Source organism: Flintibacter sp. SJQ-8, from assembly GCF_054108085.1.
Genome location: NZ_JBPJWR010000016.1, coordinates 167760 through 192881 on the forward strand (window position 1 = coordinate 167760; position 25122 = coordinate 192881).

31 protein-coding genes are annotated in these 25122 nt (G+C 53.3%); 3 read left to right on the top strand and 28 right to left on the bottom strand.

Annotated elements, in window-relative coordinates; all coding sequences use genetic code 11:
* Nucleotides 1-104 precede the first annotated feature (104 nt).
* Nucleotides 105-1517, bottom strand: a complete 1413-nt coding sequence (locus ACSAMP_RS12245) for a sensor histidine kinase (RefSeq protein WP_343221143.1) — start codon at nt 1515-1517, stop codon at nt 105-107.
* Nucleotides 1501-2175: a response regulator transcription factor gene (locus ACSAMP_RS12250; RefSeq protein ID WP_457800981.1), complete on the bottom strand. Its 675-nt coding sequence runs from the start codon at nt 2173-2175 to the stop codon at nt 1501-1503. Before ACSAMP_RS12250 ends, ACSAMP_RS12245 begins: the two co-directional genes overlap by 17 nt.
* 190 nt (nt 2176-2365) lie before the next feature.
* On the opposite strand from ACSAMP_RS12250, the gene ACSAMP_RS12255 reads away from it, so the two are divergent.
* Nucleotides 2366-2728: a helix-turn-helix transcriptional regulator gene (locus ACSAMP_RS12255; RefSeq protein ID WP_330366484.1), complete on the top strand. Its 363-nt coding sequence runs from the start codon at nt 2366-2368 to the stop codon at nt 2726-2728.
* Nucleotides 2729-2933: 205 nt separating this feature from the next.
* Here the strand turns inward: ACSAMP_RS12255 and ACSAMP_RS12260 are convergent, their stop codons facing one another.
* From ACSAMP_RS12260 to ACSAMP_RS12375, 24 genes are all read right to left on the bottom strand, one after another.
* Complete coding sequence (locus ACSAMP_RS12260) at nt 2934-4280, bottom strand: relaxase/mobilization nuclease domain-containing protein (protein WP_457800656.1); 1347 nt, start codon at nt 4278-4280, stop codon at nt 2934-2936.
* A 158-nt stretch (nt 4281-4438) separates the two neighbouring features.
* Nucleotides 4439-4786 carry a plasmid mobilization protein gene (locus tag ACSAMP_RS12265; RefSeq protein ID WP_457800657.1) on the bottom strand — a complete coding sequence of 116 codons (348 nt, stop codon included), beginning with the start codon at nt 4784-4786 and terminating at the stop codon, nt 4439-4441.
* Nucleotides 4783-4947: a hypothetical protein gene (locus ACSAMP_RS12270; RefSeq protein WP_014080207.1), complete on the bottom strand. Its 165-nt coding sequence runs from the start codon at nt 4945-4947 to the stop codon at nt 4783-4785. The genes ACSAMP_RS12265 and ACSAMP_RS12270 overlap by 4 nt, the downstream gene beginning before the upstream one ends.
* Before the next feature lie 12 nt (nt 4948-4959).
* On the bottom strand, nt 4960-5544 hold the full coding sequence (locus ACSAMP_RS12275; RefSeq protein WP_457800658.1) for a defense against restriction DarA-related protein: 585 nt from the start codon (nt 5542-5544) through the stop codon (nt 4960-4962).
* A 13-nt stretch (nt 5545-5557) separates the two neighbouring features.
* The gene (locus tag ACSAMP_RS12280; protein ID WP_457800659.1) at nt 5558-6517 is read right to left on the bottom strand and encodes a DUF8626 domain-containing protein; all 960 of its coding nucleotides are present in this window, start codon (nt 6515-6517) and stop codon (nt 5558-5560) included.
* A 179-nt stretch (nt 6518-6696) separates the two neighbouring features.
* Complete coding sequence (locus ACSAMP_RS12285) at nt 6697-7050, bottom strand: cysteine-rich VLP domain-containing protein (RefSeq protein ID WP_173687167.1); 354 nt, start codon at nt 7048-7050, stop codon at nt 6697-6699.
* A gap of 4 nt (nt 7051-7054) precedes the next feature.
* Complete coding sequence (locus ACSAMP_RS12290; protein ID WP_014080211.1) at nt 7055-7231, bottom strand: hypothetical protein; 177 nt, start codon at nt 7229-7231, stop codon at nt 7055-7057.
* A complete protein-coding gene (locus tag ACSAMP_RS12295; RefSeq protein ID WP_457800660.1) occupies nt 7228-7977 on the bottom strand; it encodes a DUF4366 domain-containing protein in 750 nt (249 codons plus the stop codon). The genes ACSAMP_RS12290 and ACSAMP_RS12295 overlap by 4 nt, the downstream gene beginning before the upstream one ends.
* 2 nt (nt 7978-7979) lie before the next feature.
* Nucleotides 7980-8231 carry a DUF4315 family protein gene (locus ACSAMP_RS12300; RefSeq protein WP_015563850.1) on the bottom strand — a complete coding sequence of 84 codons (252 nt, stop codon included), beginning with the start codon at nt 8229-8231 and terminating at the stop codon, nt 7980-7982.
* Nucleotides 8232-8245: 14 nt separating this feature from the next.
* A complete protein-coding gene (locus ACSAMP_RS12305; protein ID WP_457800661.1) occupies nt 8246-9964 on the bottom strand; it encodes a C40 family peptidase in 1719 nt (572 codons plus the stop codon).
* Nucleotides 9945-12305 (bottom strand): VirB4-like conjugal transfer ATPase, CD1110 family, encoded by a 2361-nt coding sequence (locus ACSAMP_RS12310; protein ID WP_173765246.1) that lies wholly within the window; start codon nt 12303-12305, stop codon nt 9945-9947. Before ACSAMP_RS12310 ends, ACSAMP_RS12305 begins: the two co-directional genes overlap by 20 nt.
* A complete protein-coding gene (locus tag ACSAMP_RS12315) occupies nt 12262-12651 on the bottom strand; it encodes a PrgI family protein (RefSeq protein WP_118594482.1) in 390 nt (129 codons plus the stop codon). The genes ACSAMP_RS12310 and ACSAMP_RS12315 overlap by 44 nt, the downstream gene beginning before the upstream one ends.
* A gap of 3 nt (nt 12652-12654) precedes the next feature.
* Complete coding sequence (locus ACSAMP_RS12320) at nt 12655-13209, bottom strand: MT-A70 family methyltransferase (protein WP_118685249.1); 555 nt, start codon at nt 13207-13209, stop codon at nt 12655-12657.
* Nucleotides 13210-13226: 17 nt separating this feature from the next.
* Nucleotides 13227-14006 (bottom strand): DNA-methyltransferase, encoded by a 780-nt coding sequence (locus tag ACSAMP_RS12325; RefSeq protein ID WP_270258257.1) that lies wholly within the window; start codon nt 14004-14006, stop codon nt 13227-13229.
* Nucleotides 13996-14727 (bottom strand): septation protein SpoVG family protein, encoded by a 732-nt coding sequence (locus ACSAMP_RS12330; protein WP_003020333.1) that lies wholly within the window; start codon nt 14725-14727, stop codon nt 13996-13998. The genes ACSAMP_RS12325 and ACSAMP_RS12330 overlap by 11 nt, the downstream gene beginning before the upstream one ends.
* Before the next feature lie 15 nt (nt 14728-14742).
* Nucleotides 14743-15609: a VirB6/TrbL-like conjugal transfer protein, CD1112 family gene (locus tag ACSAMP_RS12335; RefSeq protein WP_457800662.1), complete on the bottom strand. Its 867-nt coding sequence runs from the start codon at nt 15607-15609 to the stop codon at nt 14743-14745.
* Nucleotides 15610-15620: 11 nt separating this feature from the next.
* Entirely contained in the window at nt 15621-15833 is a 213-nt protein-coding gene (locus ACSAMP_RS12340) for a Maff2 family mobile element protein (RefSeq protein WP_044963257.1), read from the bottom strand.
* Nucleotides 15834-15928: 95 nt separating this feature from the next.
* Nucleotides 15929-17764, bottom strand: a complete 1836-nt coding sequence (locus tag ACSAMP_RS12345; RefSeq protein WP_370824049.1) for a VirD4-like conjugal transfer protein, CD1115 family — start codon at nt 17762-17764, stop codon at nt 15929-15931.
* Nucleotides 17751-18140, bottom strand: a complete 390-nt coding sequence (locus tag ACSAMP_RS12350) for a PcfB family protein (protein ID WP_003020228.1) — start codon at nt 18138-18140, stop codon at nt 17751-17753. Before ACSAMP_RS12350 ends, ACSAMP_RS12345 begins: the two co-directional genes overlap by 14 nt.
* Before the next feature lie 133 nt (nt 18141-18273).
* Nucleotides 18274-18987: an antirestriction protein ArdA gene (locus ACSAMP_RS12355; protein WP_014080243.1), complete on the bottom strand. Its 714-nt coding sequence runs from the start codon at nt 18985-18987 to the stop codon at nt 18274-18276.
* Nucleotides 18987-19328, bottom strand: coding sequence for a DUF7768 domain-containing protein (locus ACSAMP_RS12360; RefSeq protein WP_003020223.1), 342 nt, complete (start codon nt 19326-19328; stop codon nt 18987-18989). The genes ACSAMP_RS12355 and ACSAMP_RS12360 overlap by 1 nt, the downstream gene beginning before the upstream one ends.
* A gap of 283 nt (nt 19329-19611) precedes the next feature.
* Nucleotides 19612-21060 (bottom strand): ParB/RepB/Spo0J family partition protein, encoded by a 1449-nt coding sequence (locus tag ACSAMP_RS12365; RefSeq protein WP_457800663.1) that lies wholly within the window; start codon nt 21058-21060, stop codon nt 19612-19614.
* Between the two features lie 197 nt (nt 21061-21257).
* A complete protein-coding gene (locus ACSAMP_RS12370; RefSeq protein WP_457800664.1) occupies nt 21258-21410 on the bottom strand; it encodes a hypothetical protein in 153 nt (50 codons plus the stop codon).
* Between the two features lie 334 nt (nt 21411-21744).
* Entirely contained in the window at nt 21745-21999 is a 255-nt protein-coding gene (locus ACSAMP_RS12375) for a hypothetical protein (protein WP_457800665.1), read from the bottom strand.
* A 181-nt stretch (nt 22000-22180) separates the two neighbouring features.
* On the opposite strand from ACSAMP_RS12375, the gene ACSAMP_RS12380 reads away from it, so the two are divergent.
* The gene (locus ACSAMP_RS12380; RefSeq protein WP_457800666.1) at nt 22181-22948 is read left to right on the top strand and encodes an ATP-binding cassette domain-containing protein; all 768 of its coding nucleotides are present in this window, start codon (nt 22181-22183) and stop codon (nt 22946-22948) included.
* A 15-nt stretch (nt 22949-22963) separates the two neighbouring features.
* On the opposite strand, the gene ACSAMP_RS12385 is transcribed toward ACSAMP_RS12380, so the two are convergent.
* Nucleotides 22964-24133, bottom strand: coding sequence for a sensor histidine kinase (locus ACSAMP_RS12385; protein ID WP_457800667.1), 1170 nt, complete (start codon nt 24131-24133; stop codon nt 22964-22966).
* On the bottom strand, nt 24130-24807 hold the full coding sequence (locus tag ACSAMP_RS12390; protein ID WP_457800668.1) for a response regulator transcription factor: 678 nt from the start codon (nt 24805-24807) through the stop codon (nt 24130-24132). Before ACSAMP_RS12390 ends, ACSAMP_RS12385 begins: the two co-directional genes overlap by 4 nt.
* Nucleotides 24808-24951: 144 nt before the next feature.
* Here ACSAMP_RS12390 and ACSAMP_RS12395 point away from each other — a divergent pair, with 144 nt between their 5' ends.
* Nucleotides 24952-25098 (top strand): CD1871A family CXXC motif-containing protein, encoded by a 147-nt coding sequence (locus tag ACSAMP_RS12395; RefSeq protein WP_173011513.1) that lies wholly within the window; start codon nt 24952-24954, stop codon nt 25096-25098.
* Nucleotides 25099-25122: the final 24 nt, after the last annotated feature.

Here is a 25122-nt window from a genome sequence, read left to right on the forward strand (position 1 = left end):
TACCCCAAGTATAGCAAAGCATTTTGGGATACCTTTGGGATTAGTTTGTGATTTATGTGTAGTTAAAAAAAGCGGCAGGTTGTTCACCTGCCGTTGATTGTCCGCTAAATAGTGAAGAAGAATTTAACACCGTTTTCTGTGTTGCAAGCCTCACAATAGCTGTTATGTTGTTGTAAAATTCTTTGAACCATATAAAGCCCTAAGCCGCTACCGCCTGTTCTTCTACTGCGGGATTGCTCCATACGATAAAAAGCGTCAAACAATTTGGGAATATCATCTTCTGGTATATGTGTACCTGTGTTCTCTACGGAGAACAAAAAGCGTCCGTTGGTATTTTGCAAAATAATATCAACGCTTGCTCCATGCGGCGAATACTTTACAGCATTTGAAATCAAATTGGAGAACACCTTTTCAATCAGCAATTTGTTCCCGTTTATAAAAGCGGGAGACTGTATAGCAAGATGTATTTGCAGTTCTTTTGTTGCCACTAAATCATCAATCTCCCTCAAATAGCCATGTATCATGGGAGCGCAATCAAAATGCTCCATTTTGAAATCAACATTGGTTTCCAGCCTTGAAATCGTTAATATTTCCTGCACCATCGTTTCAAGCGTAGCCGCAACTTCCAAGGATCGGGCAAGATACTTTTCGTGGTCTTTATATGCCCCTATACCCAATAGCATCCCCTCTAATTGACCCTTGATAATGGTGATAGGGGTTTTCAGTTCATGGGAAGCAGAAGAAAAGAAATCCTGTTGTGCCCGTTCCAGCACCTTTTGATGTTCAATATCCTTTTGGAGCTGGAGATTTGCACTTTGCAACTCTTCCAAGGTAGCAGACAGTTTCCGGGACAGCGTATTCAAGCTATTCTCCAGTACACCCAGCTCGTCAGAACGGCGTTCCTCAAGTTGCCATTCCAGCTTCATATCAGACATTTCTTTAGAAATCCGACTGATTTTTAATACCGGGTTTGTAATGATACGAGAATACACCCAAGCAGTTGCCAACGATACAAGGAGAATAACGCAAAACAAAATCGGTAATACGCTTACAAATGATTGCCGCAGTTCTGCGATTTGAGAGGCTTCTCCGTAAACTGTTAAAATATATTGGCTATTATCATCTGCAAATGAGAAGTAATAGCTGTTGGATATAATCGGCGCACTTTCATAAGATGCTCCGCCAAGAGCCTCCCCGGTGATCCCATCGTTAAAGCTATTTTGGTTAGACGGTGTTTCCACCAGAACACCATCAGCAGTATAAAGCTCCACCATGCTAATTGTTGTGTTTTGAAGAAACTGATCAAAAAGTCCGCCGCTATCCTGCATACGGATATGTTCTAATTCATAAATAAAGTCGCTGGTCTGTTCATCTAATGCCGCATTGAGATTGTTAGAATAGGTTTGAGGCATATACCAAGCCAAAACGCCATAGACAAGAAAGCTCACGCAGAGCAAAACTGCCACAGTCAGAATAAAGACTTTAGCAAACAGACTGCCTTTAATTCTCTTTATCAACTTTATATCCCACCCCTCTGATCGTTTGAATGAAATCTATCCCCAGCTTCTTGCGTAAGTTTTTGATATGGGTATCAACAACACGCTCGTCCCCATAAAAATCATATCGCCACAGCTTATCCAACAAGTTCTGCCGGGTCAATATCCGGCCCTGATGGGTCAGCAGTTCCCGCAGTATTTCAAATTCCTTTTGTGTCAGTTCAAAATTAGCTCCGTCCACTGTGGCGGTGTAGCCGTCACAGTTCAAACGCAAATTGCCATAAGTAATGATTTGATACTTTTCATCTGTTCCCCGGTTACTGCGCCGAAGTACAGCCGCAATTTTGCGGAGCAGGACAGGCATAGAAAACGGTTTTGTAATGTAGTCATCCACCTGCAAATCCAATCCTTTAATCTGATCTTCTTCTCCGCTTAATGCGGTTAGCATGATGATAGGAACATCAGATTGTTTGCGTATCAATTCACAGACACCGTAACCGTCAATTTTGGGGAGCATAATGTCCAACACAATCAAGTCATATTGTTCTCCCGCAAATAAAGATAGTGCCTCGACACCATCATTTGCAACAGCTACTTCATATCCTGCTTCTTGTAAAAAATTCTGTAAAAGTTCTTGAATATCAAAATCGTCCTCAACGACTAAAATCCTTTGCATAATAACACCTCCAAAGATAGCGTATCATAGATTTTTGTGATTAAAGTGTAGTTTTCAAATTTTCTTTCTGTTATTATACCTTGTCCGTGTAACATCGGCAACCTTGCCGACGGGCAATAAAATACTACTAAAACATAAAATTGTGTTTCGTTCTCATAGTCAAACCCGAAATGTAAAATAATATAGGGGTGATATGAGAATGTACCAAGACACCAGACGGCTTGACTTCCACGCATTAGGCCGGGAGATCAAGCGCAAGAGAGAGGCGAAAGGCTGGACACAGGAATACCTTGCACAGCTCGTAGACCGTACCCCTCGTTCCATCATGTATTTTGAGAACCGGGGCCAGCATCCAAGCCTGAACACCTTTTACCAAATCGTCACCCTGTTGGATATTTCCGTAGACCAGTTCTTTTATCCTGACAGGCAGAACGGCGAAAGCGACTGCCGCCAGCATATTGACAGGCTGCTCAATACAATGGACGAAAAGGAATTGACGGTCATGGAGGCCACAGCAGAGGGACTACAAAAAGCCAGAGAAACGGAGGTCAAGTAAAAAGGGCCTTCGTTTTTCTCGTTTTTAGGGGGCTTTTCGGGGGTGCCGCTAAATGGCAAGCAATTCGGGTGTGGCCACACTCCGAAATTTTTGCAGGGCGCAGGGCCCGCAAAAATGCTTGTTGGGGAGCTCCCCAAACCCGCTGTACTTCGGGACAAATTGTCCCAAAGTCCCGGTGCGTTGCACCGTAGTCTGCGGCCCGTCACTATCGTTCCTGGGCCTTATTTTCACGCTCGTCTGTTATGCCGAGCAGATGATCAATGTTCGCTTTTATTGCCACGGCCTCCCGCATTTGCCGCTGGGCCTCCCGGTATTCTGCATAAAGCGCTTTCTTTTGTCCCGCCAGCTCACGGCGGGATTTTTTTAGTGCTTCAATCTTAGGGAGTTTTGCGCCGTTCAGTATGGTGTTCATAGTATCCTTTGCCGCCCGGTAAGTGGCAAGCTCCGCTTCGTGCTGGGCCAGATACTTTTTGCTGTACCGCGCAGCTTTGTATCCATCAAACACCGGGCGAGTCTTGGCATAGTCCACCGTGGCAGCCATCAGCTCCGAGGTTTTGGAAAGAGCCTCCTCCGTTGTGCGGAGCTCGTCAGACAGCTTGTGAAAGTGATCCACCGCAGCCTCGGTGCTGGCCGTCAGTGCCGCATAGTCTGTCAGATGATGCTCCTGCAAATACTGGAGCGCGGCGGCCATCTGTTTTAAGTTGTAGACCTTGGCCCATCGCTCATAGGCTGGGCCCTTGCCCTGAGCCATACGCTCTTGAATGTCGATGATGAGATTAACTCGCCGTGGCGGAACCGTGGGCTCCTCTGGCAGCTCGGGGAGCGGACGTTCCCCGGCAATTACTGCCTTGATGTCCTCCGGGTCAAATCCGGCTCCCAGTGTAGAAGCCCGGAGCCGAGTCGGTTTTTCCTGCCCGGGCGCAAGGAATGAGATGACACCGCCGCGTCCCTGTTTCACCGAAAAGCCGGACTCCTCCATGAGACGAAGAAAGTCGGCAAAGTCCGTGGGCTTTTTCTCCAAAGTGGCGAGAACAGCCAGCCGCACCCGCTGCTTGGCAGAGGGTGGCTTTTCTCCGATCCACTGTCCATAGTGGAGAAAACGACCCTTGCTGTGCTGGCACGGATTTTGGATAACAGACAATTCATGTTCGATGCACACGCGGTCAGAGAGCCTCCGCAGGGCAAAGGACGAACCAATGAAATTATGAAATTTCCGGGAGCGGTCAAAGGCCGTTGCATTGAAATAAATGTGATTGTGAATATGGGCCTTGTCGGTATGCGTACAGACGAAGAACTGATACTTTCCCTTTGTCCAGCGCATCGCCGTTTCATAACCGATACGATTTGCTTCTTCCGCCGTAACCTCCCCGGGCAGGAACGCCTGTCGGATCTGAAAGAACAGTGCCCCGCGAGATACGGCCCGGCCTGTCTCTGCATGGTATTGACTTTTTACCAGAAGAAACTCGGCGGGAGCCGTGTTCTGATCGCAGAGATAGGAAGATACGGCTCCCAGCTTTTCCGGGTTCAGACCATAGGTGAAACGATCCTCCATCGTTTGAATTGCACTTTTTCCCGCCGCTGTTTTATAAGGGCGGATGTAGGTGGTCGCCGTAAAAATCCCTCCTTCCGGCAAACAGTATTTTTACTTTGGGACACTTTGTCCCGAAGTAGAAAAAGCCGGGGAGTGGTATCAACCACTCCCCGGATGGATCAGAGCTCTACCAGCGCGGAGAGCTGTTTCAAGAGATCAGACAGCGGCCCCCACAAAGCGGCATAGTCCCGCTGTAAGGCTGCGAGTTCTTCGGGATAAATTGCGCCGTAGGTGTTGGCCTGAATTGCCACTTGGTTCAGATTGTTGGAGCAGCGCCGCTGGAGCGAAACCAGCACACGAACAGGCGAAAGGTCAACATGAAGCACATACCCACTCAGGGCCATTTTCCGCATATAGGCTCCCATATTACGGATGCCAGCCTCCGCCATACGTTCTTGAATCAGAGCCTGCTCCGCCTCCGACACCATCACATGAAGATGGATCGGACGGCGGCGCTTTTTTGTCATCGCTCCTCACGCTCCCGGCTGCGGCAGGCGCGGGGCGGCTCCTTTACCTTATCCAGCGGCTTTTCCTGTTCGTCTGCCGGAACAGGGTGCGGCAAATGAAATTCACGGTGCAGGCGCAGCACCTCCAGTACAGACAATTCCTGTTCACGTTTCTTTTCCATATACGCACCTCCTTATCTATCGCCACGGTCAGGCTGCCTCCGTTGGGGAGCCGGAGCCTCCGAGCCGCGATCTGCCTCCGCCAACTTTGCCGCATTTTTCATCTGCTCGGCAATCGGACGGGGCCTGTCGGGATTATCAGGCGCAGGACGCAGCTCATAGTCGGATGCCTGTTTTTCCGTTAGCGGGCGGGTATAGGTAAGATAGCCCCAAGTCAGGAACGAGCCATTTTCCACCGGGATGCGCTGATCGTAATTGAAGATTTCATCCGGCTTGTTATAAGGCGGCTTCGGGAATGTCCCGATGTCCACAGGCCGCTGGGTCGAATAATACTTGTAAAGGCCGGGAGCCTCGGTCTGCCTGATCCCCACGTTATAAATACGCTGATAGTCCTGCACCCGGTCTGCAAAATCCTGTTCCATCGCGGTGCGGTCATTTCCATAGTGACCCCATTCGTACTGCCGCTGGCCGTCCTTGTCATCATAGCAGGCCCATGTGACATAGCGGGATGGCGCGGTGGGATGTTCGCCCAATGCAAATTCCCGCCCATTTTCCAGCATGACCGCCTTCAAAATAGCATAGCCTTGATTTTTGTCCATAGTACACCTCCCATCATCGAGACATTTCTTTGTTTTCTCTTTTCACAAACGGCTGGAGCTGATAGGGGCTTGTACCGTCCTCGGGTCGCAGAAAGTCTATCCGGGCCGCAGCACGGATGGCGTTCTGGTTAAGCTGCCGCTGCCATGCCCCTTGGCTGGGAGCCCACTTAAAGCCGTTGCTTTTCAGTTCCTGCCGCTGATCGGCATCGGGCTTTTCCTCAAAAATAAGCTGCAAACGGTTTTCAGCCTCGTTGATTTTGGCCTCACCTCCGGGGAATGTCCAGCCAGCAAACTCGGAGCGGCTGCTCAGTTCCTCAATGCGCTGGCGTACACGGCGGATGTTGGCGTTGTTGTTGGAAAGCAGATAGGCGGGATACGGCTTGCTTTTATCCAAGTGCCATGACTGCGCCATATCTGCTTTGAGCTTTTCTGCCTGCTCCGGCGTAAGCTCCGGGCTGCCGTCCAGCGTTTTGTGTTTCCGAAAATACGCATTGACCGCCTTCATGGTGGCCTGCTGGGACTCCAGCCCCTCCAGCTTTTTTGTCAGCTTTTCCACGGCCAGATCATCGTCTGCGCTGATCCCGCCCATACCAACAGAGCGGATTTTATCAAGCAGCTTTGAAATCTCCGCATACTCTCCATAGTTGCGATCCCGGGCGGCGTTCTGCTTGTGCTTTTTTGCCACAGGGAAATTACCGCCCCCGGAGATCAGAATAGAGGGCACCCGGGCATCAATCACATTGCGTTCATTCAGATTTTCCGCAAGTTTCCGGGCATAGCGATCCACCAGAGCGTCAATCTTATCGTGGTACATGGGATCGACACGCGCTTTCTGGCGTTCCGCCGCTGCATACGCTTCATCGACCATTGCCCGGTAGCCCGCCGTAGCGGAGCCCGGCTGATAGTCGGAAAAGCTGTTCATATCTTTTGCCCGCTTTGCGGCTTCTTCGTTGATCGGATAATATTTCGGCATAGTATCTCCTTCCACAAAAGCTGGAACTTTGGGACAAATTGTCCCAAAGCCCCGGCAGCTAAAATGTTGACAGCATCTCACGGAAACAGGGGCGGACGTAGAAACATACGCCTCCCGCAGAAAAGGGCCTTAAAAAGCCTTGTCACAGGCGGGTTTGGGGTGTCCTAATTGTCAACACATCAGCCCCGTTTTTTTCGCATATATTCCCGCTGCTGTCTGCGGTGTGCCGCCTTTGCACAGGCCGCCGAACAATAGGTTTGCCGTCCATCAGGAGCCACGGCTCTGCCGCATACCGGGCAAGCCTTGAAATCCGGCCTTGGCCCTTCTGCCAGCAGCGCAGCCTCCAGCGCCGGATCAAGGGGCAGAACTGCCTCGCGGAAGTAGCGGCAATAAGCCCCCGTCCAGCATTTCCCAAACATATAGCACTCGCAATCCAGCGGCAGGCAGCCGCAGTCCCGGTCATAGTTGGCACACCATTTTGATACCAGCCTGCGGATTGCCGTTTTTTCTGTCCGGGTCAGTTCTCGGCCCACAGCATCACCTCCCGTTGCCCGGTGGTTTGAGTTGCTCCCGGTAGCAGAACACGCAGCCGATCCCGCGCCAGTAAGGGCAGCCGTCACAACGGGAGCCCTTCGGCGGCAGGCTGGGCGGCACACCCTTAAAGTAGCTTTTTTCTTTCATAAATCCCTCATAGGGGTTGTTGGTAAATCTCATTCATTATCCTCGCTTTCGGTATCGTCCTCGTCCCAAGGCGGCCCATCGTCCTCGGGATCGTCATAATCAGCCAGTTCCTCACTGTAATCCTCTTCGGGTACAGCAGCTTTTTCATGCTTCGGGCGGTAGATTTTCAAGTACCAGCCTGCACCGCCGCCCAGCACAGCCACTGCCAAAATCAGCAGAAGCGTCCCGGTATTGCTTTTCTGCTGGGGCTCGGGTTCCGGCTCCTCCGCAGGTTCCGTCACCGGAGCGGATTCGGGAGCTGTGCCAGCACACTCGGTCATGTTGACCGCGCAGACCTCGCAATCCGTATGGATGGCTCCGGGCGCACATTTTTCTGTGCAGGAGCAGGCCGGAAGTTCTCCGCCAGCGGCCTCCAGTGCCGCCAGCAGATCGGCTTCATCCACCATGTTCAAAAAGTAGGTGTGATACTGTTCGCCGTCCTCGTCCACAGGCTTGTCATAGTCAATGACAATGTAAAAGGTGTTGCCGCCGCTGGTTTCCACCGTGATGAACTGTTTGTTGGTTGCGGCATCGTAGAGCAGATCGCGGGTCACAAGGTTTCCATCCTCCGAAAAGCCCTCGCCCGGGGTAATGGTAGGCGCTGGCTCCGGGGCCGGAGTTTCTTCCACAACAGGCGGTTCCTCATTCCCGCCGTCCGAATAGGCATAGGCCGGGATTGCAAAGCCGCATAAAAGAACGGCGGAGCAAAGCCCCGCCGCCAACATACGAAAGTGTTTCATATTCAGTTTTCCTCCTTTTCTTCTTCGGACTTCGGGACACTTTGTCCCAAAGTACCTCCGTCCTTCAGCTTTTCAAACAGCAGCGGGAGCTCCGTAAGGGAAATGCTCATACCGCGCACAATGTCCACGATCTCGCTGTTTTCCGCCTCCAGCTTTTTCTGCTCCAGCTCCTTGAGCCGGGCCTGCTGTTCACTGATTTTGGCCTTGACCTTATCAATCTCGGCCTGAATTTTCATGCTTTTGGTAGTTGCCATTTCAAAACCTCCTGTCACGGTAAACGCCCATAGGCGTAAAAATGAGATTGCCAGTAGCTTGTATTCAAATTTGCGTAGCCGATGGGATCTCCGCAATGCAGCATTTTCCCGTCACCGACATAAATCCCGCAATGGCTCACGCTCGGCGTGTCATAGGTGCCTTTGAAGAAAACCAAATCACCGGGTTTGGGAGAGCTTGTTGGCGTACAGATGTTATAGAGCCCCTGGGCTCCCAGCCTGCCCACATTCCAGCCGGAGTGATTGATGACCCACGAAACGTACCCCGAGCAATCAAAGGAAGTGGCGGGAGAACTGCCGCCCCACACATAGGGATAGCCGATATATTTCTGTGCTTCGGCAAGCATCGCGGCAAAGGTTTCATCGTCCAGATATCCTCCGGGCACTTCGTAATCACCGGGTTTCCCGGTAATATACTTGTTCACATAGGGAGAATCCGGGAACAGATCAGGGCGGTTCCCCAGCGTTGCCATATAGATGGCATATCGGGAAAGCTGATCCTCGCCCATAACGTACACAGGTACATGGGACAAATCAAAGTTTTCCAACGTGACCGTACAGATGTAATAGTCGTAAGGCACCTGATAGGTGTCCGTATGGGAGTTGCCGTCCTCGTCCGTCCATGTGTCGGTTTCCGTGCGATACCGGGTTTCCACCACTACATCCTCCGTGAGAATGTACTGGCGGTCAAACAGCATTTGCAGCGTTCCCTGTACTTCGTCTATTGTCCATTGCCCCTCATGGAGCGCACACAAAAGAGAAAGCAGCACATAGGGGTCATGTTCGATTTCGTCCAGATCGAAGTGGTATTCGTCATAGTCATGGGTGCTTTCATAGGTGTCCAGATAATGCTGCAAATCATCTTCCAGCGCACAGTAGGCAGCTTCGGCGGCCAGCATATCCCGATCCTCGCAAGGATAGGTGCTGGCCCCTAATGCATCGGCCCCGGCGTTCCCCAGCATAAGCATGGTAGAGGAACAGGACTGCATAGCAAACAGGAGTAACACACAGAGCACCGCAACCACGGCACCTGCGGGATGACTTTTGACAAATTCCACTGCCCGGGCGGTCAGGCGTTCTGTGGCTGTGGCAGTTTTCCCAGCCGCAGCCGCGCCCTGCTTTGCAGCCTCCTTTGCCTGCTTGCGGTATTGCCTGCGAAGCCGTTGCTTTTGCCAGTAGCGGGTAAGGGCATTTTTCGTCAGCTCCGGGTGCTCCTGTGCGGCGGTGTGAAAATGGTAGTCCGCCGTGTATTTGGTATAGCGGGCCTCGGCCTTGCGTACCACTTTTGCCGGATGTTCCCGGACTTTACGGCGCACAAAGCGAGAGCCATGCCGCAGCGCGGTTTCTCCCACAAGCTCAGAACGGTGTGCGCCTTCCGTGCCGACATTTTCCTGTTCCACTTCAAAAATCTTGCCATGCACGAAGCTGTGAACGGAACCGCTGGCAACACGGCCTATGCGTTTTACCGGGCCGGGCTTTTTCGGCGGCTTTTGCTTTGCCAGCTTCTCCCGGGCCTGTTCCAGTTTTTCGCCTTGGGACTCCATGTGGAGCTTTGCCGCCGCAGCCTGTTCCTGCTGGCTCTTTTTGCGGAACTTGGACTTCGGGACACTTTGTCCCGAAGTGTCGGAAGCCTCCGGCCCGGGCTGTTCCCCGTCAGGGGCGTGGGCGGTCTGTGACCAAGCCTCCTCCTTGGTCTTATTCGTTTTTCGTTTCATTCTTCATATCCTCCGGGCGGGTAGTCAGCAGGTCATAGATTTCTCCGCGAGGGAACCGATCCACAAACGGAATGGTTACATTTCCATAGAACAACAGCCCCTCGCCGGAATTGCTGTGTGTGATATAGGAAAGCTGGTGCTCGGAAATACCGAGCTGTTTTGCCAGAATGGTACGGTCACTCTGCGCCTGCGAAAGCAGGATCATAAAATCCGTGTTATCCAGAATGTTCTCGATTTCCCGGCTGGCCAAAAGGTCTTTGACGTTCTGCGTTAAAGCAGACGGCACACATCCTTTTTTACGCAGCATTTTCCAGACCGCTACAAAGTAGCTGGCCGTCAGCGGATCGCGGAGCAGAATATGAAACTCGTCAAAGTAGCACCAAGTCGCCGCGCCCTCGTGGAAGTTCTGATCCACCGCCTGCGAAACAAACTCATTTGTGATGTGCATTGCAATCTTTCTAAGATTTTCGCCCATGTTTTTCAGAACGATGCACACTACACGGCTGTCCGTTTTGACGTTGGTAGGATGGTTAAAAAGATTGAGGGAGCCTGTGCAATAAAGCTCTAAGGCAGTTGCCACGCGCCGGGCCTCGGGCTCCGGCTGGCGTAAGAGCTCTTCGTACAAATCCTGCAACAGCGGTGTTTTTGCAGTTTCCAGTCCGAGCGCCTGTTCCCGGTACACCAAACGCACACAGCGGTCAATGACCGTCTTTTCAATGGGCTGCAAGCCTTCCTTGCCGCCGACCACCAGCTCGCATAGGGACAAAAGAAAATCCGCCTTCATGGAAAGCGGGCTTTCTCCGGCGGCCATATTGAGCTCCACATCCATCGGATTGAGGTGGTGCGGGCTGTCCGGGGCAATCTCGATCACCTGGCCGCCCAGCCTTCGCACCAGCGGAGCGTATTCGCCCATCGGGTCAACCACGATGATCCGATCCTGCGGGATGGTGAGAAACACATTCAAGAGCTCGCGCTTTGCGGCAAAGCTCTTGCCGGAGCCCGTAGAGCCCAAATACATCCCGTTTGCCGATTTCAGCTTTTTGCGGTCAGCCATGATGACATTGTGAGAAAGTGCGTTCATGCCATAGTAGAGGGCCTGCCCCGCCATGCGGAGCTCCCTTGTCATAAAGGGGATAAAGATGGCTGTGGAGCTGGTTGTCATACCGCGCTGGATTTCTACCTCGTTGTAACCAAGGGCCAGCGAAGAAACAAATCCCTGTTCCTGTTGCCAGTCCAGACGGCGCAGAGCGCAGTTGTATTTCTGCGCGATGCCGCCCACGGTAAACACATCGTTTTCCAGCCGCTGGCGAGTAGGGGCAAGGTTTACCACCGTAAAGGTCAGCAGAAACATTCGCTCATTGCGGGATTGCAAATCAGCCAGAAGCTCCGCTGCGTCCTTGCTGAATGTAATCAGGTCAGGGGGAAGAATATCCGGGTCATAGCCGGAGCGCACAGCCTTTCTCTGTTCCTCCACTTTCATTTTTCCGATGTCCGAGATTTTCCCCTTGATGGTCTTAATTGCCTTGAGCTGATCCACGGTCTGAATGTGCATGGTCACAGTCATTTCTGCATCCAGCTCCAAGATTTCCGCCAGCAGCTTATCCGAAAGCTCCGATGCCATAATCTGCAAATAGGACACCGCACCCCAATACTGGCCGATGCGGAATGTGCGGGACTGGCGGAAGTCGAGACTGTCCGGGGCAATAAAGTCTTTTGTGCCAAGCCCGGTCTGTGGGATGTCTTTCCACGAAAAGCGGAACGCCTCGCGGCTCCCCGGATGCATCTGGCTATGAAGCAGCGCAAGGCGGGCCCGCCCGTCCATCGGCTCCGAGGGAACGCCCAGTCGCTTAAAGTTTCCCATGACATCGGCCTCCACACGCTCCAGACGGGGCCGTGCCTCCGCAATCCCCTCGGCGGGTATGCCAAAGGTGATGTATTTTGAGCGTTCAATGCCGTTATTGCTTTTGGCAATCTGATTTTTCAGCATCCCGGTAAACTCATCCCGGACGCTGTTATAGTTGTCATCCGCTTTCGGGATATTGACCTGATAGCGGCTGCGGGAATGAGAACGGCGGTTGATAAAGGAAAGCTGGAACGGCAGCGAACTGTCAAAGTAGTTGAGGAATGAGCTCCATCCGCTGAATATGGCGGTCTGATCCTCGGTGGATGCCACGGAGTAATTGATGTCCTCATATTCCACGGTTTTTGTATAGAGCCCGCCCGGGAGCTTGCACACACCGTCCGGGTGCATGGACAGATACGGGATTGTCTGCTGAGCAGACAGAGTCGCCCGGCCTTTACCCTTGGCGGCGGCTCCGTTTTTCTTCTTTGTGTTTTTCAATCACATCCTCCTTTCCAGCGCCCAGCCCGGCAAAGGGCGCATAAATGTTTTCGGTTCGGTAGGCCCTGATCCCCGGCCTTAGAAACTTGGCCCGGATGATGTTTCGCACAACCTTTTCAAAGGGCAAGCCGTCCTTTTCATACATCGCCAGCAGGAACGCCGGGAGCATAATTCCCAGCATGAGAAACATCGCCCCGGTATTGCCGAGGGTGCCACGGGTCAGCAGATAGGCCGGAATCCCCACCGCGCCCGCGCTGCCGAAGCAGACAAGCTGGCGTTTGGTGAGGTTGAAAGCCATCTTTGTTTTGATTTTGGATAAATCGTTTGGTACGTTTACATAGGGCATAGATCACACTCCTTTCTGCACTTCGGGACAATGTGTCCCAAAGTCCGGGATGGTTGGCGTTACTTCATTCCCCCATACAGCCCAACCGGGCGGGGTCTGTCTGGCAAAGAGCTCCACGCGGGGCAGATCGCCCATCAGGGAAATAATTTTGTCGCGGGCCTCGTCCGGCTTTTTGCTGTGGGCCTCAATCGGGGAAACGATAAATTGATGGATGTTGGCAGCCTGCCGCTTCGGGTGGCCCTTGGTTGCCAGCAGGCAAATTTCTGCATTGCCTCTTGTCCAGAAGCCAAGGCCGTAAAACCAGCTATCCGCCTTCTTGTTCTTTTTCAGCCAGACAAAAGCAACGGATTTATAGTTGAAGCCCCAAGCCTCGATCAGCCGGAGCGCCTCCGGGAGCTGCGGGAAAGTGGCCCATAAAAAGAGTGCGCTGTCCGGGGCTGCAAGATCAGCCACAGGCAACGCACATAACTCCTCAATGCTCATAGTGGGATAATGGTTTTCCGCCGCGCCCTGTACTTTTTTAGCCGAGTAGCGCCACGGCGGGTCAGCGTAAATGATAGAATACTGCTGGATAATTACACTCCTTTCTCGCCAGAGCTTTTTACTGCCTGCGCCGCACGAATACGCTCACTGGCTGCGGCATAAAAGGCCGGGGCCGTTTCAAAGCATACAAAGCGGCGTTCTGTGTTGATAGCTGCAATCGCGGTTGTGCCGGAGCCAACGCAAATGTCCGCGACCAGTTCTCCGGGGCGGGTGTAGGTGCGGATCAGGTACTCACAAAGCTCCACAGGCTTCTGTGTAGGATGGATGCCGCCGGACACCGTAGGCACAAATAGTACATTTCCGGGATAGCGGCGGCCATCGTTGGACTCGGAGCCCTGCCGTTCAAATTTCCCATAGTTGGAGCTTGTACCGCTTCGGGAATGAACACGGGTATAAGGCTTGCCATAAGTAAACTGCGGATTGTAGACCGGGGACTTTTGGTAAAACACCAAGATGTTCTCGGACTTCTTCAGTGGAGCCCGGTTTGCATTGAGAAAGCCCGTTCCGCGCTCTTTGTACCAAATCCACTCATAGCGGAGCATGGCGAGGTTGGATGCGCCCAGCACCTTGTCAAAGGGGCACTGTGCGAAAAACAGCACTGCGCCATTCGGCTTGACCGCCCATTTCACCGCCTCCCACAGCTCCGGGAGCGGCAGGGGCACATCCCAATAATTCCGGGTTGTGCCGTAAGGCGGATCAGTCAACAGCATATCCACGCTATGTTTGGGCAAGGAGCGCAGGCCCTCAATGCCATCCATGAGAAACAAGCCCTCCTTCGGGACACTTTGTCCCAAAGTGCGGCTATCGGTCATTACGGGCCTCCTTTGCCTTGGCAGGCGCAGGCCGGGCAGCGTTTTCTTTTCCCGCTTGCTTTGCAGCCTCGGCCATCTGCTCCTTGATCGGGGCAGGTCGTACCGCCTGGGCCCGTGCAACAAGCTGTTCCACCGCCGCATGATACGCCTCCACACCAGCCGCGTTAATCCGTTCCTGTGTGGCTCGGTCAGGAATCCGAACCGTAGCCCGGTATCCCGTCCGGCTGGCAGGATCAGGTTTAGAGGGAGCGCCGAGGAAAATCCCGTTTTTCCCGTCCACAACCTTAAAATCGTCGATGACCACACCGCCAAAATTGACGCTGGCGAAGCCGATCAGTTTTCCCTGCGGCTCAATCGGGCGGACAGATACCGTGATCGGAACAACCGCCTCCTGCAAGACAGCATCTGTCCGCATTTTTACTGCCTCATCAATGCTAACGCCCTTGACTTCTGCAAGCTCCGCGATGGGAGCATCAAACAGCCAGCGCCGTTCCTCCGCAGCAATCTGCTCCGGGGTCAGCAATACATCGTCTTTCTTACTCAGATAAAATTCCTCCTTTCCGCTTGCCGGAGCAGGCTGGGCGGGGTCGTCCATCAACTCTTTTCTTTGCAGGACGGCCTCTGTTTCCGCCATAAAGCGGTAAGCGTCTGCCTCAGTAAACTCCTCCGGCGTTTTTCCATTCCATAAGCGCGTTCCGTCTGCCCCGTATCTTCTCGGCATAAGCACCACCTCCTGTTAATGAGCGCCAAAGATACGCTGGGCAATGCTCCCGGTCTTAAAGAGCATGAAGCAAAGCAGAACCGTGTAGCCCACAGTTCCCCAAATCGCCCCAATGGGATCGCCGCCTGTTGCGATGCCTTGAATGAGCACTGCGTAAATTGCAACACATACAAGGATCAGCAGCCCTTGAAAGCCCACGGCAAACAGGGACTTGATGTAGTTCTGCCCGGTGCCGCCAAGCTCCCGGTTGGAAAGCGTAGCAACGGGGATGGGGGCCAGACTGGTCAGCAGATAGATTTCCAGCATCCTGCCATACACCAAAACGAAAATGATAATTCCCATCGCCTTCATTGTGAAGCCAATGAGCGCAGACTGCAGCCACAGCCCCAAAAGCGGCCCCAAGTCCGTCGCCTCCAGCGAGGTTTCCAGTTCAGCAAGCATATCCGCCGAAACATCGGTAGAGCCTTGAATGAGCCCGCCTGCCTGCGCGATGACGCTCTGCGAGACATCGAACACGGCCATAACGATATTGAATGTGTTTGACAGGATCAGGATTGCACAGGCTGTTTTGAACATCCATTTATAGAGGTTCGCAACGTCAACCTCGTGCATATTGTTCTTTTCCAAAAGCATCTGTATGAGCTCATAAGTGGCAACAAAGGTCAGCACCATTCCGGCAATCGGCAGGATCACCGTTTCGGAAAGCTGTCGGATCAGGGAGAAAACCCCGGCGTGCCACGCCGCCGGGGTAGTCCCTACCTGTGCCGCAATCTCTCCGACTTGGGTATTGACAGTATCAAAAAGACCTTCGAGGTTCCCCATGATCCCGCCAATCAGAAGCTCTTTGAGCCAGTTTGTGAGCCAGTCGGTGAGAAAATCCATAAGCGCCTACCTTAAAACAGGCCAGACAGCAGAGGGATCAGTGTGGTGCCAATGACGATGATGCCGCCGCCCGCCATGAGCTGCTTCATGCCCTGGGACTTGGAGCCCGGGTTATCCGAGCCGTAGCCCTCCAGCAGATTGACCACGCCCCACACGCCAAGGCCAGCACCGAGAGCAATAACGAGGGTCTGTAAAGTGTCGATTGCAGATGAGAAAAATGCCATATAAGCCTCCATTTCTCCGGGATTTTCCCGGTAACAAAAAAGCCGCCCTTGCAGGCGGCAGGTTACAAACTTCGGGACACTTTGTCTCGAAGCGTTTATGCAAAGGCGTCTGGATCGTCGATGTCATCATAGTTGAGGATGTCCTCGTCCTCTTCTGTGAGCGCATCGTCCGGCACAGTCACCTCATACATCGTACACGCCTCGTTCAGACCGGGCCGCCTGCGGCGGTTAATGAGCCTGTCGAGGTCAAAAGCGTTTTTCTGTTTATCGGCCTCCGCCGTATAACGGTAGTTCGGATGCCGTTTCAGATCATACTTGGGAGAGAAGAACGGGGGTAGGCCCCGAAGCTGCAAAATACATTTATCTCCCGGCATGGTTGCAAGTTCGGCTGGGGTCATCAGTTCCCGGCCCAGCCGCTGGGTATTTTGACTGTAGCTTTCCGACTGACCACGGGAGCGGCTGTCGGTCTGCATACTGATTGTGGCCTTTCCCAGCCAGTTCTCGGATATTTCCTTGATGGTGCTGGCTTCGCGGCCACCGAGGAACACCACGCTGTCCATGTTGCCGAGGATTGTCTCGGCGTGTTTATCGTAAATGGCCTTGCACTGCGCCAACTGCTGATACAGCAGGCAAAGACTCACCTCACGGGAGCGGATAACCGCGACCAGCTTTTCGAGCTGGGGCACCTGTCCCGTGTTGGCTGCCTCATCCCACAACACCCGTACATGGTGCGGCAGGCGGCCACCGTGAACATTGTCCGCCCGTTCACACAGGAGGTTGAACATCTGCGAAAATGCAAGCGCCACTAAAAAGTTGTAGGTCTGCGTGGTATCGGAAATGATGAAGAATACCGCCGTTTTCCGATCTCCGATGCGGTCAAGCTCCAATTCGTCATAGGCCATGACTTCACGAAGCTGCGGGATGTCAAAGGGAGCCAGCCGCGCACCGCAGGAAATTAAAATGCTTTTTGCCGTCTTGCCGCTGGCCAATTTGTACTTTTTATACTGTTTGACCGCGAAGCAATCCGGCTTGCGCTTTTCAAGCCCGGCAAACATATAGTCCACCGCGTTCATAAAATCCTCGTCATCCTCCTTGACCTCCATGCCGGAAATCATATCCACAAGGGTATTCATGTTCCGATCCTCGGCAGGCCCCTCGAAAATGATGTAGGCAATCAGGGCGCAGTACAAAAGCGTTTCCGATTTTGTCCAGAATGGATCGCCTTCCTTGCCTTCGCCCTTGGTGTTGGAAATCAGGGCATCCACGAATTTCAGAATATCGGCCTCGTTGCGGATATACGCCAGCGGGTTATAGTGCATGGATTTTGAAAAATCTATGCTGTTGAATACCTTGATTTTGTACCCGCGTTTTTGCAGGAAAGCTCCGACCTGTCCCAGCACACCGCCTTTGGGATCGACCACCACATAAGAGGAATGAGCCTGTAAAAGCTGGGGCGTAAGCCAGAAGCGGGTTTTGCCGGAGCCGGACGAGCCGATAATACAGCAATTCAGGTTTCGGGCATTTGCGGGGATTTTCGGGCGGGTGTTCATCGTGAGAAACTCCGTCCCGGTCAAAATCACGTTGTTTTCAAACCTTGGATCAACAAACGGTTTGATGTCTTTTTCCGTTCCCCACCGGGCGCTGCCGTATTCTGCATCCCGCCGGAACTTCTTAGCGTTCTTGCTTTTGAAATAGATCAGCAGCCGGAAACCAACGGCTCCTACAATACCGATAAGCCAATCCAGCGGGGCAAGACCGGGTGCAAAGTCAGCAAAGGCCGGGCCAATCATCTGGCCCAGTCCGATGAGCTTATGTGCAAAATCGTTACCCGCTGCCAGCCGGTAGGCCGTTCCCAGCTTGAGGAACGCCCACAGGATGAACAGATAGGGAATGTTCGGAATGAGATATTTTCTAATCTTATCTGTCCTCATGGGCCACCTCCTTTGCACGTTCTTTCTGCTTCGGCTTTTCTTTGGAAAGCTGATCTGCCGCCTGTTGCAGTTGTTCCCGGATGGGAACACGGTTCGATTTTGCTTTGCTTAACACCTTCCGGGAATACTCAGAAAAGCAGGCGGTCATTGCGTCTGCCTGTCCAGCCTTGAAAAACAGCAGGTATTTGTCCGGCCCGGTTTTATAGAACGCATAGTCTACATTCCATTTCCGGGCCACGCGGTCAAAGGACTTGGCATCCCCGGATAGCTCAATGCTGTTTGTGGCTGTGCCGTGGGCCATGAGCTTTCGCACACTTTGTTTGCCATGCGGTACTTGCCGCCCACGGTATGCCTTGCGGATCTTCCGGCCCACCATGCCCAGCACATACGCCAGTCCCCGCGCCGTCAGCTTGGTCGTTTTTACAGATATGGCTATCGTGCGCCGGGAAATATCTTCATCAATCAGTTACACCGCCTCCTTCCTTGGGACAATTTGTCTCGAAGTACCGTCACCGATCCCCACGGTCTTTTTTCTGCATTTGACGGTAGCCCTCCAGCGAAGAACCGTCTATGATTTCCTGATAGGCCGCCATTTGCTCCCGGATAGAGAGCTTCGGGAAAGAGAACACCTTATGCTCCTTGGGAATATCCTGCAAGCCGTGATACACTTCCACGAAATGATCGCTTTCTTTGACAACATAGCCGCCCGGGGCAAAATGGCCGTTTTCGTGGATGCAGGCATCCCGGCCATACGCCTCATAATCGAAATACGGTTTTACCTGATCCGGCACATCCAACATTTCCAGATCGTCCACATAAATACGCCCCAGCGTTTCCTCATCGGATACGCCGGGGTAAAAGCCGTAACAGTCCAGATTTTGTGTCAGATTGATGATGTCCCGCACCGAAGAACAGTGATCGCCGCTGTCGAGGACGGCCTCCAGTGTTTCCAGCTCCGATGAGGTAAGCTCGGAAAGCAGGCAGGCCAGATGATTAAGCTCGTCCAGATTTTCATACTCGCTCAAATGGTCATAGAGCCCCAGCACATCCCCATCGAAAGAGGTAATAAAAATTTCCTGATAGCGGACGCCATCCACGCCGATCCGTTTCAAAAGAGCCTCCACCTCCTGGGCGGTTGTGGGAAATTTCAGTGTTTCACCCACAAGCTGGCCCTCGCTGTACTTTCCGGCGTTGGTAACGTAGGCTTCAAACAGGGTTGCCATTAGCGGCGGCCCTGTCCCTTGACGGTCAGGATGCCCTCAAGGGTTGTTGCCGTAATTCCCAGCCGCTGGGCCACGGCAATATCATTTTTCATGGCTTCGGTCATACTGTGCCCGCAAACAACCAGCACATGAGAACGGCGGAGCAGGTCACGGCTCATGTCGATGCCGCTTTTATGCTCCTCGGGAACAGCATCATTGAGAAACAGGGGCAAGTACAAAGGCGGACAAATAGGAGAAAAGCCTGCCTCATACACGGTGCGGCAATACTGCGCCGCCAGTTCTGCGTTTTCGCTATCGCCGCCGAGCCATGCAGCGGTGATATAAGCAAGGGGTCGTTTCATCGTTCATACCTCCGATATTTTAATAAGAAAGTTCAACCCAAACCCCACGCCCTTTCCCAGTCTTGGGAAAGGGGGCGGCTCTGGAGGATATACCCCCGCCGCTTGCCGGGGAAATAGCACAGCCGGGGCAGACCGTCAAGGGCGAGCCGCCGAAAACGGCGGTGCGCTGCACCCTTGACGGCCCACTCCCGGCTGTACTAAAAAACAGGCGGCGACGGGGGATATATACCACCAGAGCCTCTGCGCGAGGGCGGGGCCCTCGGGACAAAGTGTCTCGAAGTTGTTACTTGTCAAGTTCCTGCTTTTTCGGGGCTTTTGCCAGCTCCGGCGGCTGTTTTTCTTTCCAGTCATCCAGCAGGGACATAATCTGTTCTTTCATTTTGGCGGGAGTGACCTCCTTGCCAAAATACTTTTCCAGTTCCGCAGTAGAAATAATCACGCCTCGATCCTCCTTTTTCTGTTCTGATAAGATACCGTCAATGACATCGCCGTTGAGCTTGCCTTCCTTATCCAGCTCCCGGAGCCGTTTGGCCTGGGCCAGCGAGGGCGAAGCCTGCTCCCCGTCAATGGAAACAGCAATAAGCCTCTGATTTTTCGGTTTGATGTAGGAAAGCTCCACGGCAGGCATGAAGCCCATCTTTTTATCGTCTACCTTATCCAGAAGCTCCGGCACAAGGGAGTTGAGCCGCAAGTAGCGCATGACCTTTTTATAGTTCATTTCATGCGCCTCGCCCACAATCTCAACCGAGCGTTTTCCGACATCGCCTTCCGCAACGCCTTTCAGCCGCCCGCCCTGATGCTTGATGTCCTCAACTTCGAGTTCCAGCAGCGCGGCCAATTCGCTGGGGAGCATCCCGTCACGCTGCTTGTTGCTGTCCTTCATGGCCTGAACCGCTTCGTGGTCGGTCATTTCACGGACGATAAAGGGCATTTCCTCCAGCCCCGCCAGTTCACTGCCGTGGGTACGGCGATGGCCCGCTACAATTTCATAGCCGTTTCCGTCTTTCTCCGGGCGGGCAAGACCGGGAACCATTACACCGTTTACGCGGATAGAAGCAACGATTTCCTGCATCTTCGCATCGTCCCGTACCTTAAAGGGGTGCGGACGGAATGTGTGAAACGGATGAACCTCGGAAAGTTTCAGATAAACCAGCTTGCCTTCCTCAACCGGGCGGGGCGGTGTGGTCGGCTCGGGAGCCGTCTGTTCCGCAGTAGCAGTTTCCTTCGGTGCCGTATCCTGTGCGGGCTTAATGGGCTCCTTGGCATCCGGGGCTTTTCCGTCACTTCGGGACACTTTGTCTCGTTTGGACGGCTTGGGCTTGTCAGGGGCCGTCTTATCCGCCTTGGGTGGGCGGCCCTTGCGGGCCCCAGCCAATTTCTCCGATTTTTGATTTTCAGTCGCGGCCTTTTCTGCTTTCGGCGGACGGCCACGGCGCGGCTTTTTCGGTTCCTCCGTATTGGTGGGCTGCGGTGTTTCTCCGGGGGTTGCCGCCTCCGGCGCTTCGGGGGTTTCCGCCTTTTCGACTTCGGCGCGGGCGTTCTGTCTCTTTTCTGCCATAAGCTCATTGATTTTGTCAAAGGACACAACCACATCGCTGGGCTCAGGTATGGCAGGCCCGGTCTGTTCCTGCTGGGGTTCAGATGCTGCGGCCTGTTCGGGTGTGGCGATAGGCTCGGCGGCCTCCGGGGAAATATTCTCCGCAGGGCCAGTATTCAGTTTTTCATCGGCCATTTACGATCCTCCTTTTCGTTAAAGTTGCACAAATTAGAGCGCTGAAATTTTGTAGTTATTTTTGTGCCTCCTTTCCGTCTATCCACGCAAAAAAGCCGCCCGTTTCTCATGCCGGACGGCTTTTTGCGTAATGTGATAGATCAAATATTATTTTTTCTGGTTTGTAGGCTCCGAAAAGCCTTGTATTTACAGTGTTCCTAATAGGAAGTAATCATAAGCTGAACGCCTGGAAATATATCGTATAACTGTATGCTGGCATTTCCTTTTTCCATAGAATAGATAACATCCATGACAAACGGTTCATCTCTAAAAACGATTTTCTTATCTTTCAAATATTTTAATTCCGGCATGGCATTCTCCTTGTGTCCTGACTGATTCTATTTATATCCAAATGAATATTTCTTAATGTTACGGTCATCTCTTTGTTTCTACATCATTGTAAAATGTTTTATCTCTGATGGTTAGCAGCAACTAACTACACGGTGTTCATTATACTTCTTTTTGCGGTCAAATTCAATATCAAGCAGATTTTTGACAGGTAATTTCGTAAAAATATTCCTTTCGTACACAAATAAATTACTAATAATTATAGCTTACAATGTAAAAGATTCAGCTGGTTAAATAAAACATAAATAAAGCAGGAAAGCGGGAGTGCATCATTCAAAATGCACTCCCGCTGGAGTTTTATCGCTCCCAATCTCTTTGTTTCTGTTTATTCTGCTTCTGCTGAGTCTGCTGTTGCTGTTTCCGACGCAGCCGTTCACGAACAGATCGTGTTTCTGCTTCCTCGTGGAGAAGCGTTGCCACATCCCGCTTGCTGTCATACATCAGCATCGGGTCAAACTTTTCACCGTAGGCGGCCTTTATCCGGCTGGTGGCGGAACGTTCCTTTTCTCCACGGATGGAAAGTCGTGCGTCTATCAGCTCGGCAGCATCCATACCGGTGGCCTGCTCTTTCAGCTCATCATAGGTCTTTGTGTGCGATGAGCCGACGGCCAACCTCGATGCCGCCGGGACGAAGCAGCTTGAGCAGACCCTCCGGCAGCTCAAGGAGCAGGGCTTTACCCTGCTCATCGCGGAGCATCGGATCGACTGGCTGATGGGAATCGCAGACCGATTTTTGTATCTGCGGGACGGCAGAATAGAGGCCGAGTATACACCGGAGGATTTGCTCCTTCTGCCGGAAGCAGACATCTTGGGCATGGGTCTGCGCTCTCCGCGCAAGGGAATGAGCCCTCCCGCTCCCTCCGTATTGGACGAAAGCCCTGCCGTCTTGAAGACAGCAGGGCTCTCGAAAAGAATACGCAAGGAAGTCATTTTTGAGGATATTTCGCTGTCTGTTCCAGAGGGCGGCGTGACCGCCATAACGGGGCAAAACGGCGCGGGGAAAACAACCCTTGCGCAGATCCTCTGCGGGCTGGCAAGGCAGACAAGGGGACATATCCTGATAGACGGGAAAAACGAAAGAGCGGCAGTCCGGCGCAGGGAGGTCTATTACTGCGGCAACGACACGTCAACGCAGTTTTTTACGGCAAGCGTGGCGGAGGAGCTGCTGCTGAATACCAGATTGACAGAAGAAAGCAAAGATCGGGCAAGGAACCTGCTCAAAGAGTTTGGGCTTTACAAGTGCAGGGATGCGCACCCGTCCACCCTGTCCGGCGGGCAGAAGCAGCGCCTTGCCATTGCCTGCGCCGTCTTTTCCGGCCGCAGGATACTGATTCTTGATGAGCCTACCAGCGGCCTTGACGGGAAGAATATGCGCCTGATCGCAGAAAAACTGAAAAGCGAAGCGCGGAACGGCAGAACCATTCTCGTGATCACCCATGATAAGGAGCTGATCGAGAGCTGCTGCGATAACATTGTGGAGGTTGAAAAACAATCGCGGTGAAACCGCCGAGGACTATTATGGGATATCCGCGCCGGGGGGATCGTTTTCCGCCCCTGCCGGCAGCTCTACCGCGATGGTCGTGCCCTTGTCCGAGCTTTCCTCTACCCAAACGGAGCCGCCGTGGAGATCGGCGATCTCCCACACCAGCGAGAGCCCCAGCCCCGCACCGCCGTACTCGCGGCTGCGGGACTTATCCACCCGGAAAAAGGGCTGGAAGATGCTTTGTTGATACTTCTCCGGAATGCCGCAGCCGGTATCGGAAACGCGAATCAGGAGTTTTTCCGTTTCCTGTGTGACACAGACCCGCACCGAGCCGCCCGGCCGGTTGTACTTGACAGCATTCTCCGTCAGGTTGAAGATCAGCCGGTAGATCAGTGCATCGCTGCCGGTCATAATGCTGTCACCCTCCGCCGTCAGCGTGACGCCGAGCTTATCTGAGAGCGGCGCAAGATCTGTGAAGATCTCCTCGATCATGGGAGCAAGCTGGATCCGCTCGTTCCGTGCTACCTGCCGCAGATTGCTCATCTCCAGCAGCGTCTTGGTCAGCCGGGTTAGGCGTTCCGTCTGCTCCCGCAGGAGGGCGAGAAACTCCGCCGTCTCCGGTCGCACATCAGGATGCTCCGCGGAAAACAGCTCCAACTGCGCCTGCATTAGTGCCAGTGGCGTGCGCAACTCGTGGGCCGCGTTGCCGGTGAACTGCCGCTGGGCGGCAAAGGCATTGTTCAACCGCTCCAGCATCTGGTTGAACGAGCGGCTCAGCTGCCGGAATTCCGGAATAACATCTTCGTCGATCCTCATATCGGCAAGATTGTTCAACTGCACCTGCTCCACCTGCGAGGCAAAGCTTCGCAGGGGCTTGAGAGCGCGGCCGCTGACAAAATAGGCCAGAATACCGCTGAGCAGCGTCACTGCAGCCGTGATGTACCAGTTGGTGGTGCGGAAGAGCCCCTGCGCCCCATCAACAACGATGGTCAGCTCCTCGTTGGGTGCTATGAGCTGCGGGTCAAAGCTCGCCGCTCCGCCATCATTCAGGATTACCGTGCTGCCGCCCTGTAAGTTGTCCGCAATGGTGTCCATATAGTACACCCCGGAGGAGCAGAGCAGCAGATTCATGGCCACGCAGGTGATGCCGATGAGCAGGACGGTCATCAGGGTGATGCGCCACTGCAAGGAAAGCCGCTTCATTCCTCCTCGCCTCCCATCAGATAGCCCTCGCCGATGCGGTTGCGGATGGGGTCATAGCCCAGCGCGGCGCGGAGTTTTTTGCGCAGGGCGGAGATGTGGACGCGAATGGAATTGCTGAAGCTGTCCACGCTGTTGTCCCAGACGTGATCCATCAGCTCCTCCTGACTCACGGGCCGCCCCTGATGCACCATCAGGTATTCGAGTATCCCTGTTTCCTTGCGGGTGAGCGTCAGCGTCTGCCCGTTGACGGTGGCGGTACGGGAGCGGGTGTCAAAGGTCAGGCCGCCGCAGGTCAGCAGCACATCCTGCTGGGTGAACTGCCGCAGGGTCAGGCTGCGAATGCGAGCCTCCAGCTCGGCAAGATGAAAGGGCTTTGCCAGATAGTCATTGGCCCCGGCATCTAACCCCTCCACCTTGTCCTCCACCTCACCCCGGGCGGAGAGAATCAGTACCTTTGTCTCCCGGTCGGTCTGCCGCAGGGTGCGCAGCACTGTCATGCCGTCCTTCCCCGGCAGGTTCAGATCCAGCAGCACCAGATCGTAGCGCTCCACGCCCAGAAGCTCCAACGCCTTCTCCCCGTCGTAGCAGCAGTCCACGCTGTATGCTTGGTGCCGCAGGCTGCGGACGATGGTTTCGCACAGGGCGCGTTCATCTTCAATTACTAAAAGGTGCATAAGAGCCCTCCTTCTTTATTCATTTTCATGTTGTTTTTAATTATAGCAAACCCAGATAAGGTTTGCGTTAAATTTTCGTTCTTAACAAGGACTTTAACTCTCTTGCGTTATGATGGTAGCAGAAAAAGTGAAAGGGTGATGGAATTGAGCCATGTAAAAAAAACGGCGGCGCAGGCCTTGTTGCTGGTTGTGGGTATCGCCATGTTGTGCTTCGGCGTATGGCGCGGTGAGGCGGCGACGGTGCTGAGCAAAGCGATCAAATTATGTCTGGAGTGTGTGGGCATTGGGTAAGAAGTTTTCAGGCGTTTCACAGAC

Coding starts and splice junctions, on each gene's coding strand:
- ACSAMP_RS12255 (WP_330366484.1), top strand. CDS start 2,366: ATGAGAATGTACCAAGACACCAGACGGCTTGACTTCCACGCATTAGGC.
- ACSAMP_RS12260 (WP_457800656.1), bottom strand. CDS start 4,280: ATGGAGGATCGTTTCACCTATGGTCTGAACCCGGAAAAGCTGGGAGCC.
- ACSAMP_RS12265 (WP_457800657.1), bottom strand. CDS start 4,786: ATGACAAAAAAGCGCCGCCGTCCGATCCATCTTCATGTGATGGTGTCG.
- ACSAMP_RS12270 (WP_014080207.1), bottom strand. CDS start 4,947: ATGGAAAAGAAACGTGAACAGGAATTGTCTGTACTGGAGGTGCTGCGC.
- ACSAMP_RS12275 (WP_457800658.1), bottom strand. CDS start 5,544: ATGGACAAAAATCAAGGCTATGCTATTTTGAAGGCGGTCATGCTGGAA.
- ACSAMP_RS12280 (WP_457800659.1), bottom strand. CDS start 6,517: ATGCCGAAATATTATCCGATCAACGAAGAAGCCGCAAAGCGGGCAAAA.
- ACSAMP_RS12290 (WP_014080211.1), bottom strand. CDS start 7,231: ATGAGATTTACCAACAACCCCTATGAGGGATTTATGAAAGAAAAAAGC.
- ACSAMP_RS12295 (WP_457800660.1), bottom strand. CDS start 7,977: ATGAAACACTTTCGTATGTTGGCGGCGGGGCTTTGCTCCGCCGTTCTT.
- ACSAMP_RS12300 (WP_015563850.1), bottom strand. CDS start 8,231: ATGGCAACTACCAAAAGCATGAAAATTCAGGCCGAGATTGATAAGGTC.
- ACSAMP_RS12305 (WP_457800661.1), bottom strand. CDS start 9,964: ATGAAACGAAAAACGAATAAGACCAAGGAGGAGGCTTGGTCACAGACC.
- ACSAMP_RS12315 (WP_118594482.1), bottom strand. CDS start 12,651: ATGCCCTATGTAAACGTACCAAACGATTTATCCAAAATCAAAACAAAG.
- ACSAMP_RS12325 (WP_270258257.1), bottom strand. CDS start 14,006: ATGACCGATAGCCGCACTTTGGGACAAAGTGTCCCGAAGGAGGGCTTG.
- ACSAMP_RS12330 (WP_003020333.1), bottom strand. CDS start 14,727: ATGCCGAGAAGATACGGGGCAGACGGAACGCGCTTATGGAATGGAAAA.
- ACSAMP_RS12335 (WP_457800662.1), bottom strand. CDS start 15,609: ATGGATTTTCTCACCGACTGGCTCACAAACTGGCTCAAAGAGCTTCTG.
- ACSAMP_RS12340 (WP_044963257.1), bottom strand. CDS start 15,833: ATGGCATTTTTCTCATCTGCAATCGACACTTTACAGACCCTCGTTATT.
- ACSAMP_RS12345 (WP_370824049.1), bottom strand. CDS start 17,764: ATGAGGACAGATAAGATTAGAAAATATCTCATTCCGAACATTCCCTAT.
- ACSAMP_RS12350 (WP_003020228.1), bottom strand. CDS start 18,140: ATGGTGGGCCGGAAGATCCGCAAGGCATACCGTGGGCGGCAAGTACCG.
- ACSAMP_RS12355 (WP_014080243.1), bottom strand. CDS start 18,987: ATGGCAACCCTGTTTGAAGCCTACGTTACCAACGCCGGAAAGTACAGC.
- ACSAMP_RS12360 (WP_003020223.1), bottom strand. CDS start 19,328: ATGAAACGACCCCTTGCTTATATCACCGCTGCATGGCTCGGCGGCGAT.
- ACSAMP_RS12365 (WP_457800663.1), bottom strand. CDS start 21,060: ATGGCCGATGAAAAACTGAATACTGGCCCTGCGGAGAATATTTCCCCG.
- ACSAMP_RS12370 (WP_457800664.1), bottom strand. CDS start 21,410: ATGCCGGAATTAAAATATTTGAAAGATAAGAAAATCGTTTTTAGAGAT.
- ACSAMP_RS12375 (WP_457800665.1), bottom strand. CDS start 21,999: ATGGATGCTGCCGAGCTGATAGACGCACGACTTTCCATCCGTGGAGAA.
- ACSAMP_RS12385 (WP_457800667.1), bottom strand. CDS start 24,133: ATGAAGCGGCTTTCCTTGCAGTGGCGCATCACCCTGATGACCGTCCTG.
- ACSAMP_RS12390 (WP_457800668.1), bottom strand. CDS start 24,807: ATGCACCTTTTAGTAATTGAAGATGAACGCGCCCTGTGCGAAACCATC.